Origin of the sequence: Paraburkholderia sp. GAS448 (assembly GCF_050435685.1) — a bacterium.
Classification (GTDB): Bacteria; Pseudomonadota; Gammaproteobacteria; order Burkholderiales; family Burkholderiaceae; genus Paraburkholderia.
In genome coordinates this window covers 80043-94901 of sequence record NZ_JBNDKT010000018.1, presented here as the reverse complement: position 1 = coordinate 94901, position 14859 = coordinate 80043, and the positions used below count along the sequence as shown (strand labels likewise).

Sequence of the window (14859 nt, the reverse complement as noted above, 5' to 3'; positions counted from 1 at the left end):
CAAATCGATTTAATTGGACCCGCGCGCCATATCGCCCGGCATATATCTCAGACCGCGCCGACCAGCCGGTAGCCGACCCCAGTTTCGGTCACGATGTGCTCTGGCTGCGCCGGATCGCGTTCCAGTTTCTGCCGCAGATGCGCCATGTAGATGCGCAGATAGTGATGGCTTTCGACATGCGACGGCCCCCAGACATCGCGCAGCAACTGCCGGTGCGTCAGCACACGGCCGGCGTGGCGGACGAGCGTCGCCAGCAGCCGGTATTCGATCGGCGTCAGGTGAACCGCCACGCCGTCGCGCGAAACCTGCCGCAGCGCCAGATCGACCGTGACCGCGCCGAAATGCACCTGCGGCGAATCGTTCGCCCCGCCCTGGTTGCGGCGGCGCATGTGCGCGCGAATCCGCGCGAGCAGTTCCGACACGCCGAACGGCTTGGTCAGGTAGTCGTCGGCGCCGGCGTCCAGCGCGGCGACTTTCTCGGTTTCCTGGGTGCGCGCCGACAACACGATGATCGGCAGATCGCTCCAGCCGCGCAGTTCGCGGATCACATCGAGGCCGTCGGTGTCCGGCAGGCCGAGATCGACGATCACCAGATCGGGTTTGCGCGTCGCGGCTTCGACGAGCCCCTGCTTGCCGGTTTCCGCGTCATGAACCGCGATGCCCTCGCCTTCCAGCGACGCGCGCACGAAACGGCGGATCTGCTTTTCGTCTTCGATCAGTACGACGGTGATGCTCGGGTCACTCATGGGTCGGCTTTGAGTTCTGCGAGGGGGTTCGTGCCGACGCGGGCGTCGAATCGACCGGCAGATCGTGGGAAATGGAAGACGGCATATTGGTGGCGTCTGCTGTGTGGTCCGGCACGGAAACCGATGTCGCGGGTTCGTCTGCGAAGCCGGGTTCGTCGCCCAGGGATTCGTCCGGGGGTTCAAGCGCTTCGGGCGACGACGGCGGCGGCGTTTCCACCGGCAGCGTGAACCAGAAGCGCGCGCCTTCGACATGCCCGTCCGCGGCCATGCGATTGACCGCGCCGATTGTACCGCCATGCGCATCGACGATCGCACGGCAGATCGCCAGACCCAGCCCGATGCCGGGCTTCGCCGATTCCTTCTCGCCACGCGTGAACTTCTCGAACACCCGCGCTTCCATACCGGCCGGCAGGCCCGGGCCGAAATCGTCGACGGTCACGCGCACGAGCGGTTTGCCATCGTCGTCGATGAGCTCGCCACCGATCTCGAGCGGGGTATCCGCCGGCGCATATTTGGCGGCGTTTTCGAACAGGTTCGAGAACAGGCGCTCCATCAGCACGGCGTCGAGCTGCAGCAGCGGCAGGTCCAGCGGCAACTTCACCTGCACCGGGTGCCGCACGAGCACGCGACGGCAGGCGCGCAGCGCAGCACCGACCGTCTCTTCGAGCAGTGACCACTGCCGGTTCAGCTTCAGCCCGCCCGCCTGAAGCCGTGCCATGTCCAGCAGGTTCGTGACGATGCCGGTCATCCGCAGCGCCTCTTCGTGAATCGCTTCCACGAGATCGTCGCCGGGCAGCGGCTCGGGGTGCGATTCGCGCGTCTGCGCAAGCATCGACGAGAAACCGACGATGGCGGTCAACGGCGTGCGCAGGTCGTGCGAAATCGCCGACAGCAACGAATTGCGCAGCCGCTCCGACTCCATGTTCACCAGCGCGTCGCGCGCGATGTCCACGTAGTGCACGCGTTCCAGCGCCAGCGCGATCTGCGCGGCGAACGCGTCGAGCATGCGCTGCTGCTCGGGCACCTCGAGTTCGCGTTCGTCTTTGGTCACGACCGCGAGCACGCCGCGCGTGCGCATCGGCGCTTTCAGCGGCAGGTACAGCGCCGCGGCGGCGGGCAGCGTATCGGTGCCGTGGCCCGCCGGCTTCTGCTGATCGTAGACCCACTGGCCGACGTCGCTATCGAGCGCGCTGCCTTCGAGCGTGATCGCCGCGTCGGCTTCCTCGATTTTCTGCTTCACCTGATCGGCGCTGTCCGGCAGCAGGATCGCCACGCGTGCGCGGAACACCTCGCTCACATGACGGCTGCCGATCTCGACGATCTGTTCGGTCGCGAGCGCCGCGGCCAGCTCGCGCGCCATCGCGTACATCGCGCCGGTGCGCTGCTCGCGACGTCGCGCGACGCTCGCCTCGCGCCGCAGGCTCGAAGTCAGATGGCTGATCACGAGCGAGGTCAGCAGCATGCTGAAGAACGTCAGCAGATATTGCGTATCCGACACCGACAGCGACATGCGCGGCGGCACAAAAAAGAAATCGAATGCGGCCACACTGAGAAACGACAGCACGACGCCCGGCCCTCGCCCGAGCTTCACCGCGGTGAAAATCACACCGAGCAGATACAGCATCACGAGATTGGTCAGATCGATGCGGTCGAGCAGCTGGCTCGCGACCAGCGTGATGCCCGCGCAGATCGCCAGTGCCCAGGCATACGCACCCGGCGGCGAACGTCGTTCGCGGGCCGCGCTCAATGCATCGCGCCATGCGCGTGCGCCGGCATCGAGCGGCGTGTGACGCTCGACGCCCTGCTGCTCCGACGACGCGCGGATCAAGGTCAGGTCGACATCGCCCGCACGTTCGGCGATGCGGTCGCCCAGTGGCCGGCGCAGCCAGCGCGTCAAGCCGGAACGCGACGACGCACCGGCCACCAGCTTCGACACGTTGCGCACGCGCGCATAGCCGATCAATGCAGCGACGGCGTCGTTACCCGCGAGCGTCGCCGTTTCGGCGCCGAGTTCCGCCGCGAGTTTCAGCGCATTCAGCGTGCGTTCGCGGCGCGCATCCGGCAGCCGCTGCAGCTTGGGCGTTTCGACGTATACCGCGATCCAGTCGGCTTTCAGCGCCGCGGCAAGGCGCGCAGCGGCACGCACCAGGGTCGGCGCCTCCGGACCCGGCCCGACGCACACGAGCAAACGGTCGCGTGCCTGCCAGATACGCTGGATCGAGCGGTCGGCGCGATACTCGCGCATCTGGGCGTCGACGCGATCCGCCGTGCGCCGCAACGCCAGTTCGCGCAGCGCGATCAGGTTGCCCTTGCGAAAGAAGTTGCGCACCGCCCGCTCGGCCTGCTGCGCCATGTAGACCTTGCCGTCGCGCATCCGGTCGAGCAGTTCTTCGGCGGGCAGGTCGACGAGCGTCACTTCGTCCGCGCGATCGAACACGCGGTCAGGCACGGTCTCCCAGACGCGGATGCCGGTGATCTGGCCAACCACGTCGTTGAGGCTTTCGAGATGCTGGACATTGACCGTCGTGTAGACGTCGATGCCCGCATCGAGCAGTTCGTAGACGTCCTGCCAGCGCTTCAGGTGCCGCGCGCCCTGAACATTCGAATGCGCCAGTTCGTCGACGAGAATCAGTTGCGGTTTGCGCGCGAGCGCGGCGTCCAGATCGAATTCGCCGAGCTTGCGGCCGCGATACTCGATCCGCGCGAGCGGCAGGACATCGAGGCCGTCGAGAAGCGCGGCTGTCTCGCCGCGCCCATGCGTCTCCGCGATGCCCACCACCACGTCGACGCCATCCTCCTTGCGCCGGCGGGCTGCCTGCAACATCGCATACGTCTTCCCCACACCGGCCGACGCGCCGAAGAAAATCTTCAGCTTGCCGCGCTGGCTTTTCGCTTCATCGCGTTGCAGCTTGTCGAGCAACTCGTCGGGATCGGGTCGGTTCATGCGTGGTGGTTGTCGTGTTGCCGCGGGCGTGCGATGCCGGTTCGGTTCGGTGTTGTCGCGTGTCGCGCAAACGGCGGTTTATCGTTGCATGGTCGCATGGCTGTAAAACGACCGCAAACGGCAAAGCGGTGCCGCAGCGCGGCACCGCCTTCAGGAGCTTCCCGCAGGGCCGCAGATCAGCCCTGGTGCGCCTGATCAAGCGCCAGGTTCAGCTGCAGCACATTGACGCGCGACTCGCCCAGAATGCCGAACTGGCGCCCGCTCGTGTAACGCTCGACGAGCGCCTGCACATCGTTGGGGTTCATCTTGCGCGCCTTCGCGACACGGTCGATCTGATACGCGGCCGCCGCGGGACTGATCTCAGGATCGAGACCGCTGCCCGACGACGTCACGAGATCGACCGGCACCGGCTGCGACATATCGGTGCCGGCGGCCTTCAGCGCGTCGATGCGGCCTTTGACTTCGTCGGCAAGCGCCGGATTGGTCGGTCCGAGATTCGAAGCCGACGAGCCCTGCGCGTTGTACGGCATCGGCGAAGTGGCCGACAGACGGCCCCAGAAGTACTGCGGCGCGTCGAACTGCTGGCCGATCAGCTTCGAGCCGACCACCTTGCCGTTCGCTTCGATCAGGCTGCCATTGGCCTGATCGTTGAAGGCCGCTTGTCCAACCGCTGTCATTACAGCGGGATAAGCCAGTCCAGTGATGGCGCTCAGCACGGCGAAGATCACGATCAGCGGACGAAACAGGGATTTCATGATTAACAGTTCCTTTTTGGAGCGCAGCGTTCAAACCCAGCCAAACGCGGCCAGCACCATGTCGATCAGCTTGATGCCGATGAACGGCACGATGATCCCGCCGAGGCCGTAAATCAGCAGATTGCGGCGCAACAGTATCGCCGCGCCCAGCGGCCGGTAGCGCACGCCCTTCAGCGCGAGCGGAATCAGCGCCACGATGATCAGCGCGTTGAAGATCACCGCCGACATGATCGCGGACGCCGGCGTCGCGAGATGCATCACGTTGAGCGTATTCAGCACCGGATAGGTGGTCGCGAACGCGGCCGGGATGATCGCGAAATACTTGGCGACGTCGTTGGCGATCGAGAACGTCGTGAGCGAGCCGCGCGTCATCAGCATCTGCTTGCCGATCTCGACGATCTCGATCAGCTTCGTCGGGTTCGAATCGAGGTCCACCATGTTGCCGGCTTCCTTCGCCGCCTGCGTGCCGGTGTTCATCGCCACGGCGACGTCGGCCTGCGCCAGCGCGGGGGCGTCGTTGGTGCCGTCGCCCGTCATCGCCACGAGCCGCCCTTCGGCCTGGTGCGCGCGGATCGTCGAGAGCTTCGCTTCCGGCGTGGCTTCGGCGAGGAAGTCGTCGACGCCCGCTTCGGCCGCGATGGCCGCGGCGGTCAGCCGGTTGTCGCCGGTCACCATCACGGTCTTGATGCCCATCTTGCGTAACTCGGCAAAGCGCTCCTTGATGCCGCCCTTCACGACATCCTTCAGTTCGATCACGCCGAGCACGCGCGCGTTGCCCTCGCCTTTTTCCGCCACCACGAGCGGCGTACTGCCGCGCCGGGCGATTTCCGTCACCGCGTTGTTCATCTCGGCCGGGAAACGGCCGCCGTGCGCCTCGACGTAATGCCGGACTGCGTCGGCCGCGCCCTTGCGGATTTCACGTCCCGGCGCCCCGGGGGACGTCCCCGTGGGCGACAGATCGACGCCGCTCATGCGCGTCTGCGCGCTGAACGCGAGGAACACCGGATGCAACGTCGCCATGTCGCGCTGACGGATGTTGAAACGCTGCTTGGCCAGCACGACGATGCTGCGGCCTTCCGGCGTTTCATCGGAGAGCGACGACAGTTGCGCGGCGTCGGCGAGCGCTTCCTCGGTCACGCCTGGCGCCGGCACGAACAGCGACGCCTGACGGTTGCCGAGCGTGATCGTGCCGGTCTTGTCGAGCAGCAGCACGTCGACGTCGCCGGCCGCTTCCACGGCGCGGCCCGAGGTTGCGATCACATTGGCCTGCATCATGCGGCTCATGCCGGCCACGCCGATCGCCGACAGCAGGCCGCCGATCGTCGTCGGAATCAGGCAGACGAGCAGCGCCACGAGTGCGGTGATCGTCACCACATGCCCGGCTTTCGCCGCTTCGACGGAGAAAATCGAGAACGGCAGCAGCGTGGCCGTGGCGAGCAGCATCACGATCGTCAGCGCGACGAGCAGGATCGTCAGCGCGATCTCGTTCGGCGTCTTCTGACGCTTCGCGCCTTCGACCATCGCGATCATCCGGTCGAGGAAGGCCTCGCCCGGATTCGCCGTGACGCGCACGACGATCCAGTCCGACAGCACGCGCGTGCCGCCCGTCACCGACGAGAAGTCGCCGCCCGACTCGCGGATCACCGGCGCGGATTCGCCGGTGATGGCCGATTCGTCGACCGACGCGACGCCTTCGACCACTTCGCCGTCGGCCGGAATCACGTCGCCGGTCTCGACCAGCACGACGTCGCCGCGGCGCAGGTCGGTCGCCGTCGTGATGCGGATCGGCGACTTCGGATGAGGCTCGTTGAGCTTCTTGGCCATCACGTCTTTCTTCGCGCTGCGCAGCGACGCCGCCTGGGCCTTCGAGCGGCCTTCGGCGAGCGCCTCCGCGAAGTTCGCGAAGAGCACCGTGAACCACAGCCACAGCGTGACTGCGAGAATGAAGCCCGCCGGCGCTTCAGCCTGACCGGCGAGCGCGGCGATCCACAGGATCGTCGTCAGAATGCTGCCGACGTACACGCAAAACATCACCGGATTGCGAAACTGCGTACGCGGCGTGAGTTTCCTGAAGGAGTCCACGATCGCCGGACGCACCAGCGTCGGATCGAACATGGACCGGGTTGCGGAATGATCAGTCATCTGTTCCTCGAATTCCTCAATATGCCTGGGTTCAATGGCCGGCGAGCATCAGCAGATGTTCGACGCCGGGGCCCAGAGCCAGGGCAGGCACGTAAGTCAGTGCGCCAACCAGCAGGACGGTGCCAAGCAGCAGGACCACGAACAGCGGTCCGTGCGTCGGCAGCGTGCCGGCCGTGACGGCGATGCGCTTTTTCGCGGCGAGCGAGCCGGCAATCGCCAGCACCGGAACGATGGTGCCGAAGCGGCCGAACCACATCGCGATACCGGTGAGCCAGTTGTAGAAGGGCGTGCTCACGGTCAGGCCGGCGAACGCGCTGCCGTTGTTGTTCGCTGCCGAACTGAACGCATAGAGAATCTCGGAGAAGCCGTGCGCGCCCGGGTTTGCGATGCCGGCCTTGCCGGCATCGGTCAGCACGGCAATCGACGTCCCGACCAGCACGAGCAGCGGCGTCAGCAGCACGACGATCGACACCATCTTCATCTCGTAGGACTCGATCTTCTTGCCGACGTACTCAGGCGTGCGGCCGATCATCAGCCCCGCGACGAACACCGCCAGCAACGCGAACACCAGCATTCCGTACATCCCCGAACCGACACCGCCGAAGATCACTTCGCCGAGCTGGATCAGGAGCATCGGAACCAGGCCGCCGAGTGGCGTCAGCGAGTCGTGCGCGTTGTTCACTGCGCCGCAAGAAGCCGCTGTCGTCGCGACCGTGAAGATGCCCGATTGCGCGATGCCGAAGCGCGTTTCCTTGCCTTCCATATTGCCGCCCGGCTGCAGCGCGCTCGCCGACTGGTCGACGTGCAGCGCAGTGAACGCCGGATTACCGCGTTGCTCGGCGCCGATTTCGCCGGCCACGCAGACGGCGAACGCGATCGTCATCACAGCCAGCACGGCGACGCCCTGCTTGCGGTCCCCGATGGTTTGACCGAACACGAGGCACAAAGCCGCCGGAATGATCAGGATCGCGAGGATCTGCACGAAGTTGGCAAACGGCGTCGGGTTTTCATACGGATGCGCCGAGTTGGCGTTAAAGAAGCCGCCACCGTTGGTGCCGAGCATCTTGATCGCTTCCTGCGAGGCGACCGGACCCATCGCGATCGTCTGCGTCGTGACCTTCGTGTCGACCGTCACCGGATTGCCCTTCGCGTCCTTCACCGGATTGCCCTGGGCGTCGAGCTTGGGCGCAGCATAGGTGGTGGTCTGCAGGGTCGGCACGTCCTGATAGGACTTGAAGTTCTGGATCACGCCCTGGCTCATCAGGAGCGCCGCGATGATCGCCGCCATCGGCAGCAGCACGTACATCGTCACGCGCGTGATATCGACCCAGAAGTTACCGATCGTCTGTGCCGTATGACGTGCGAAGCCACGGATCAGCGCCATCACGACGACGATAGCGGTCGCCGCCGACAGGAAGTTCTGCACCGTGAAGCCAAGCATCTGGGCCAGATAGCCGGTCGTCTGCTCCGGTGTGTAGTCCTGCCAGTTCGTGTTGGTCACGAAGCTGACTGCCGTGTTGAACGCGCTGTCGACACTCATCGCGCCGAACTGCTGCGGGTTGCCCGGCAACCAGCCCTGGACGCGCAACAGCAGATACAGGAAGAAGGCGCCGAGAGCGTTGAACGCGATCGTCGCGATCGCGTAATGCTTCCAGCTCATTTCGGTCGACGGATCGACGCCGGCGACGCGATACAGCAAGCGCTCGATCGGACCGCCAAAGCGCACGACGCGCGAGGTGCCATCCATCACCTTCGTGAGGTAGCGCGAGACGGGCACCGCCGCGGCCAGCAGAACGACGACATAGATGACACTTTGAAGGACATTGTTGGCGTTCATTCAATGTCCTCCGCGCGCAGAAGCGCATAGACGAGGTAAGCGAAGAGCAGCGCGGTCGCGGCTCCCGACAGCCACAGGATCCAGGTCATGAGCGCGCTCCCTGGCCGCGCCGGAACTGCATCAACTTCTCGCAGCCGGCGATCAATGCAAAGGTCAGCGCTGTGAAAAGCACCAGCCCCCCGATGTACAGCACATCCATTTAGAGTTCTCCATGTACGGACTTTGGATGACTGCAACGTTATGCCGATCGGCGTAAAGGACGGGTCAAAGGTGTTAAGGGAGGTATAAAAATCCCGTAAACGGACAGGGCCGCTTCAGCGTTGAGCTGAAGCGGCCCTGTGTTTTGCCGCGTCCTGGAACGGCTTCGGAACGGCGTGGGTTAAGCCTCGAGGCTTCGCCCCAGGCAGGTTACGGAAGCAGAACCGTCGATCCGGTCGTGCGACGGCCTTCGAGGTCGGCATGCGCCTTCGCGACATCGGACAATGCATAGCGCTGGTTCACGCTCGTCTTGACCTTGCCCGAAACGACCATATCGAATAGCTCCGCCGCCATCGCGTCGTAATCGCTGCGCTTGCTGATGTAGGTAAAGAGCGCCGGACGCGTAAAGAACAGCGAGCCGCGGCCGGCGAATTCGGACGAATCGATCGGCGGCAGCGGCCCCGATGAATTGCCGAAACTCACGAACATGCCGAGCGGCGCGAGGCAATCGAGCGACGCCGTAAACGTGTCCTTGCCGATCGAATCGTAGACGACGGGCACGCCTGCGCCGTTCGTGATCTCGCGCACGCGCTTCGTAAAGTTCTCGCGCGTATAGACGATCGGAAAGTCGCAACCGTGCGCTTTCGCGATTTCGGCTTTCTCGTCCGAACCGACCGTGCCGATCACCGTTGCACCCAGCGCCTTCGCCCACTGGCACGCGAGCAGGCCGACGCCTCCGGCTGCCGCCTGGATCAGGATCGTGTCGCCGGCCTTCACCGGGTAGGTACGGCGCAAAAGATATTGCACAGTCAGACCTTGCAGCATCACTGACGCCGCGTCTTCATAGCCGATCGCATCCGGCAGCCTGACGACCTGCGCGGCTGGCAGCACCCGGGCCTGCGCGTACGCGCCAGGAGGGCGGCCAACGTAGGCGACACGATCGCCGGGCTTCAGATCCTTCACGCCCGCGCCGACCGCTGTCACCTCACCGGCCGCCTCCATGCCGAGTCCGCCCGGCAACGGCAACGGATAAAGCCCGTTGCGAAAGTACACGTCGATATAGTTGAGCCCGACGGCGTGCTGTTTGATGCTGATCTCGCCCTCACCCGGCTCGCTTACGTCGACATCGACCCATTTCATCACTTCCGGGCCGCCCGTCCTGTCGAATCGAATCGCCTTCGTCATGGTGTCTCCTGATCGTTGCTGATCGTTGCAGCCTGTTGCTGTCCGCTGGATCGACAGACGTGTCAAACCTGATGCGTGAAACGCAGCGTCAGGACGTCGAGAATCATTCGCGCGGTGGAAATGTTCGTCGCGCAGGGGACGTTGTGCACGTCGCACGCGCGCACCAGCGCGTTGATGTCGGGTTCGTGCGGCTGCGGCGTCATCGGATCGCGCAGGAAGATCACCATGTCGACCTTGCCTTCGGCGAGTTGCGCGCCGATCTGCAGGTCGCCGCCATGCGGGCCCGACAGCATCCGTTCGACCGTCAGGCCATGCGCCGACGCAATACGCGAACCGGTCGTGCCGGTCGCGACGATCTCGCAGCGCCCGAGCGTGTCGACGTATTCGCCAGCGAGGCGAACGATGTCGTCCTTCTTGTGATCGTGCGCGATCAGCGCGACGCGGGTGGTCATGACGTGCTACTCCTCAATGTGTTGTTATGGTGGCGCGGTGCTGACAACCGCAACTGGCGTTCAGAACGTGCCCGGATAGGCGCCGCCGTCGATCAGCCAGTTCTGGCCCGTAATAAAGCCCGCATGCGTGCTGCAGAGGAACGCGCAGGCGCGGCCGAATTCATCGGACGTGCCAAAGCGGCCGGCCGGAATCGACGCCATGCGCCGCTTGCGCGATTCTTCGATGGAAATGTCCTGCGCCTTCGCCTGCGCGTTGATCGTCGCGACGATGCGGTCCGTGTCGAACATGCCCGGCAGCAGGTTGTTGATCGTCACGCCCTGCGGCGCGACCTTGCGCGCCAGACCGGCGACGAAACCCGTCAGCCCCGAGCGCGCGCCGTTGGACAGACCCAGCACGTCGATCGGCGCCTTCACCGCCGAACTCGTGATGTTGACGATGCGGCCGAAATTGCGTCCGATCATCCCGTCGATGGTCGCGCGGATCAGTTCGATCGGCGTCAGCATGTTGGCTTCGAGCGCGCGGATCCAGTCGTCGTGCGTGAACTGGCGGAAGTCGCCGGGGGGCGGACCGCCCGCATTGTTGACGAGGATGTCCGGCTGCGGACAGGCGGCGAGCGCGGCGGCACGGCCTTCGGGCGTGGTGATGTCGCAGGCGACCGTCTTGACGTCGACGCCGGTTTTCGTGCGGATGGCGGCCGCGGTCGCCTCCAGCGTCTCAGCGGTGCGCGCCACGATCACCACGTTCACGCCTTCTGCGGCCAGCGCCTCCGCGCAGCCGCGCCCCAAGCCCTTGCTCGCTGCGCATACCAGCGCAGTGCGTCCTGCGATTCCCATGTCCATGTGCGTATCCTCTTTTCCCACTCCGGAAGGGAATGGCGGTTTTATCGACGGTAGAAAGCGGAATACCGGTGCGGCGGGCGCCGCATCGGCCATGCCGGCCTGGATCAGGCGGCCGGCCTGATGCCCCTGATTCTAGAAGAATCGCCGCCGCGCTGCCGCAAAGCGCCCTGCAATATCCGGTATCTTCCGACGGCACTTTCGGTAAACTTGCAGCCGTGGCGCGCGCTGCCACGCCGGTTTGCCGGCGCGGTGGGAGGCGCCTGCCGATTCCTCTTGCCAACGCGTGCGCTCAAGCCATGACACAGGACAGCCGTTTTCCCAATCTTTTCATCCTCGACCACCCGCTGATCCAGCACAAGCTGTCGCACATGCGCGACCGGGATACGTCGACGCGCACGTTCCGTGAACTCCTGCGCGAGATCACGCTCCTGATGGGCTACGAGATCACCCGCAACCTGCCGATGACGACGCGCCGGGTGTCGACGCCGCTCGTCGATATGGACGCGCCCGTGATCGCCGGCAAGAAGCTGGCGATCGTGCCGGTGCTGCGGGCGGGCGTCGGCATGTCGGACGGGCTGCTGGAACTGATTCCGTCGGCCCGCGTCGGGCACATCGGCGTATACCGGGCGGAAGATCATCGGCCGGTCGAATATCTGGTGCGCCTGCCGGACCTCGAAGACCGGACCTTCATCCTGTGCGATCCGATGGTGGCTACCGGCTATTCGGCGGTGCACGCGGTGGACGTGCTGAAGCGCCGCAACGTGCCGGGCGGGAACATCATGTTCCTCGCCCTGGTGGCCGCGCCGGAAGGCGTTCAGGTGTTCCAGGACGCGCATCCGGACGTGAAGCTGTACGTGGCATCGCTCGATTCGCATCTGAACGAGCACGCTTATATCGTGCCGGGCCTCGGCGACGCCGGCGACCGGCTGTTCGGCACCAAGAACTGACTGCGGGCGCGCGTCGAAACTGGGCGCTGCGCGGGTGCAGCGCCCGCTTTCGCTGTTGCGCCGCGCTTCTTCCGCGCGATTCTTCCTCGCATTTCCCGCCGAACACGCGCTGCCGCCGTCCTGCGGCATGATAAAATTCGAATCCGCTCATCAGGCGACTCAAATCTGCCAGCCCCACAGCGCAATGCGCTTTCGCGGGGCCTTGCGGCCGGCGCGGTAGCGGCGCCAACGGCCCGGATAGCCCCGGCAACCCGCTTCGCCCCGCCCACCCGCTCCACCATGTGGTCCGGTGTCGAAGGCGGACCCGGGGTGAACAAGGTGTAATGGAACAGACATCGAGGCGCGCGTTCGGGAAGCGCCTGAAGAAAGCAACAGCGGCAAAGACAACTTGCACTTATGCGTGCGCGCCACGTGTGCACGCGACGGAGAAAGGTAATGGCGGGTCATTCGAAATGGGCCAACATCAAGCATAAGAAGGCAGCGACGGATGCCAGGCGCGGCAAGATCTGGACGCGGCTGATCAAGGAAATTCAGGTCGCGGCCCGCATGGGCGGCGGAGAAGTCGACTCGAACCCGCGTCTGCGGCTCGCCGTCGACAAGGCGTATGACGCCAACATGCCGAAAGACAACATCAACCGCGCGATCCAGCGTGGCGTTGGCGGCGTCGACGGCGCAAACTACGAAGAAATCCGCTACGAAGGCTACGGCATCGGCGGCGCGGCGATCATCGTCGACACGATGACCGACAACCGTACCCGTACCGTGGCCGAAGTGCGTCACGCGTTCTCGAAGTTCGGCGGCAATATGGGCACGGACGGCTCGGTGTCGTTCATGTTCGATCACGTCGGCCAGTTCCTGTTCGCGCCCGGCACGCCGGAAGACAAGCTGATGGAAGCCGCGCTCGAAGCCGGCGCCGACGACGTCGTCACGAATGACGACGGCAGCATCGAAGTAGTCTGCCCGGCGAACGATTTCCCGAAGGTGAAGGCGGCGCTCGAAGGCGCGGGCTTCAAGGCGGAAGTCGCCGAAGTGACGATGAAGCCGCAGACGGAAGTCGAATTCACCGGTGAAGACGCGCTCAAGATGCAGAAACTCCTCGACGCCCTGGAAAATCTGGACGACGTGCAGGAGGTCTACACGAACGCAGCCATCGCCGACGAATGAGCACGGCGCGCGGGCCAGCTCTCGCGGGCGCCCCTTGCGCGCTGCCCGCCGGCTCCCGCGTTCCGGCTCCTGCAAGGCACATTGCGCTGATTGCCTCGCGCCTGCCGCCTTGTGCGAACCTTGCTGTAAATCACGGCTGACGCAGGCGCGTCGGCCGTCACTGTTTTTTAGTCTTCGGGGATTCACATGAAGTTACTCGTCGTCGGTTCCGGCGGTCGCGAACATGCGCTCGCGTGGAAGCTCGCGCAGTCGCCGCGCGTTCAGCTCGTCTACGTTGCACCGGGCAACGGCGGCACCGCGCAGGACGAGCGTCTGCGCAACGTCGATATCACCGAGCTGGATGCGCTCGCCGACTTTGTCGAGAAAGAACAGATCGCCTTCACGCTGGTCGGGCCGGAAACACCGCTCGCCGGGGGCATCGTCAATCTGTTCCGCTCGCGTGGTCTGAAGATTTTCGGGCCGTCGAAAGAAGCCGCGCAGCTCGAGAGCTCGAAAGACTTCGCGAAGGCCTTCATGAAGCGTCACGCGATTCCGACCGCCGAATACGAAACCTTCTCGGATGTCGCCGCTGCGCACGCCTATTTGGATGCGAAGGGTGCGCCGATCGTTATCAAGGCCGACGGCCTTGCTGCCGGCAAGGGCGTGGTGGTCGCGCAGTCGCTTGATGAAGCGCATGCCGCCGTCGACATGATGCTGTCCGACAACAAGCTGGGCGATGCGGGCGCGCGGGTCGTGATCGAAGAGTTTCTCGATGGCGAGGAAGCGAGCTTCATCGTGATGGTCGACGGCAAGCATGTGCTGGCGCTCGCGTCGAGCCAGGATCACAAGCGTCTGCTGGACGGCGACGAGGGCCCGAACACGGGCGGCATGGGCGCGTATTCGCCCGCGCCGATCGTCACGCCCCAACTGCATGCACGCGTGATGCGCGAAATCATCCAGCCGACTGTGCGCGGCATGGAGAAGGAAGGCATCCGTTTTACCGGTTTCCTCTACGCCGGCCTGATGATCGACGCGCAGGGCAACCCGAAGACGCTCGAATTCAACTGCCGCATGGGCGACCCGGAAACCCAGCCGATCATGGCACGCCTGAAGGGCGATTTCTCGAAGGTCGTCGAGCAGGCGATCGCCGGCACGCTCAATACGGTCGAACTGGAATGGGATCGTCGTACCGCGCTCGGCGTCGTGCTGGCTGCGTACAACTACCCCGACAGCCCGCGCAAAGGCGACCGGATCAGCGACATCCCGGCCGAAACCGGCGATGCCGTGACGTTCCATGCCGGTACGACCTACAGGGACGGCAAACTGACCACCTCCGGCGGCCGGGTGCTCTGCGTCGTCGGCCTTGCGGATTCGGTGCGCAGTGCGCAGTCGGTTGCCTACGAAACGATCAACCAGATCTCCTTCGACGGCATGCAGTACCGTCGTGACATCGGCCATCGCGCGGTCAACCGCAAGCACAGCTAGTCCGCAGCGCAGCATGGCTGCTCTGCCAGTCAACGCTACACTGCGGGTTGTTTTGCGGTGTAGCGGCCGTGCCAATGTCGCCCGATTCCGCAGGGCGTATTGATGCCGGTGCTCCCGGGCGCTGTTCCGGGCAACCCGGCAATCGGGAAGCCGGGATACGGCCCACCCCACTGCTCCTTTCATGA

13 protein-coding genes are annotated in these 14859 nt (G+C 64.9%); 3 read left to right on the top strand and 10 right to left on the bottom strand.

Annotation, left to right across the window (positions count from 1 at the left end; genetic code table 11):
* Nucleotides 1-47 precede the first annotated feature (47 nt).
* The 10 genes from kdpE to P3T23_RS28315 form a co-directional block, all read right to left on the bottom strand.
* Entirely contained in the window at nucleotides 48-746 is a 699-nt protein-coding gene (gene kdpE, locus P3T23_RS28360; RefSeq protein WP_429319409.1) for a two-component system response regulator KdpE, read from the bottom strand.
* Nucleotides 739-3690, bottom strand: coding sequence for a DUF4118 domain-containing protein (locus tag P3T23_RS28355; protein WP_429319408.1), 2952 nt, complete (start codon nucleotides 3688-3690; stop codon nucleotides 739-741). The genes kdpE and P3T23_RS28355 overlap by 8 nt, the downstream gene beginning before the upstream one ends.
* Nucleotides 3691-3866: 176 nt before the next feature.
* Nucleotides 3867-4445, bottom strand: coding sequence for a potassium-transporting ATPase subunit KdpC (gene kdpC / locus P3T23_RS28350; RefSeq protein ID WP_429319407.1), 579 nt, complete (start codon nucleotides 4443-4445; stop codon nucleotides 3867-3869).
* A 30-nt stretch (nucleotides 4446-4475) separates the two neighbouring features.
* The gene (gene kdpB, locus P3T23_RS28345; protein ID WP_429319406.1) at nucleotides 4476-6587 is read right to left on the bottom strand and encodes a potassium-transporting ATPase subunit KdpB; all 2112 of its coding nucleotides are present in this window, start codon (nucleotides 6585-6587) and stop codon (nucleotides 4476-4478) included.
* Nucleotides 6588-6618: 31 nt separating this feature from the next.
* On the bottom strand, nucleotides 6619-8424 hold the full coding sequence (gene kdpA / locus P3T23_RS28340; RefSeq protein ID WP_429319405.1) for a potassium-transporting ATPase subunit KdpA: 1806 nt from the start codon (nucleotides 8422-8424) through the stop codon (nucleotides 6619-6621).
* Complete coding sequence (gene kdpF, locus P3T23_RS28335; protein WP_063495262.1) at nucleotides 8421-8513, bottom strand: K(+)-transporting ATPase subunit F; 93 nt, start codon at nucleotides 8511-8513, stop codon at nucleotides 8421-8423. The genes kdpA and kdpF overlap by 4 nt, the downstream gene beginning before the upstream one ends.
* Nucleotides 8510-8623 carry a potassium ABC transporter ATPase gene (locus P3T23_RS28330; RefSeq protein ID WP_133660325.1) on the bottom strand — a complete coding sequence of 38 codons (114 nt, stop codon included), beginning with the start codon at nucleotides 8621-8623 and terminating at the stop codon, nucleotides 8510-8512. The genes kdpF and P3T23_RS28330 overlap by 4 nt, the downstream gene beginning before the upstream one ends.
* A 209-nt stretch (nucleotides 8624-8832) precedes the next feature.
* On the bottom strand, nucleotides 8833-9807 hold the full coding sequence (locus P3T23_RS28325; RefSeq protein ID WP_429319404.1) for a quinone oxidoreductase family protein: 975 nt from the start codon (nucleotides 9805-9807) through the stop codon (nucleotides 8833-8835).
* A gap of 62 nt (nucleotides 9808-9869) precedes the next feature.
* Nucleotides 9870-10259, bottom strand: a complete 390-nt coding sequence (locus P3T23_RS28320; RefSeq protein WP_429319403.1) for a methylglyoxal synthase — start codon at nucleotides 10257-10259, stop codon at nucleotides 9870-9872.
* 60 nt (nucleotides 10260-10319) lie between these two features.
* Nucleotides 10320-11099, bottom strand: coding sequence for an SDR family oxidoreductase (locus P3T23_RS28315; protein WP_429319402.1), 780 nt, complete (start codon nucleotides 11097-11099; stop codon nucleotides 10320-10322).
* 296 nt (nucleotides 11100-11395) lie between these two features.
* Between P3T23_RS28315 and upp the strand changes: the two genes are divergently transcribed.
* From upp to purD, 3 genes are all read left to right on the top strand, one after another.
* Complete coding sequence (gene upp, locus P3T23_RS28310) at nucleotides 11396-12046, top strand: uracil phosphoribosyltransferase (RefSeq protein ID WP_429319401.1); 651 nt, start codon at nucleotides 11396-11398, stop codon at nucleotides 12044-12046.
* Nucleotides 12047-12481: 435 nt separating this feature from the next.
* Nucleotides 12482-13210, top strand: a complete 729-nt coding sequence (locus P3T23_RS28305; protein WP_429319400.1) for a YebC/PmpR family DNA-binding transcriptional regulator — start codon at nucleotides 12482-12484, stop codon at nucleotides 13208-13210.
* A 186-nt stretch (nucleotides 13211-13396) separates the two neighbouring features.
* Entirely contained in the window at nucleotides 13397-14674 is a 1278-nt protein-coding gene (gene purD / locus P3T23_RS28300) for a phosphoribosylamine--glycine ligase (protein WP_429319399.1), read from the top strand.
* Nucleotides 14675-14859 lie beyond the last annotated feature (185 nt).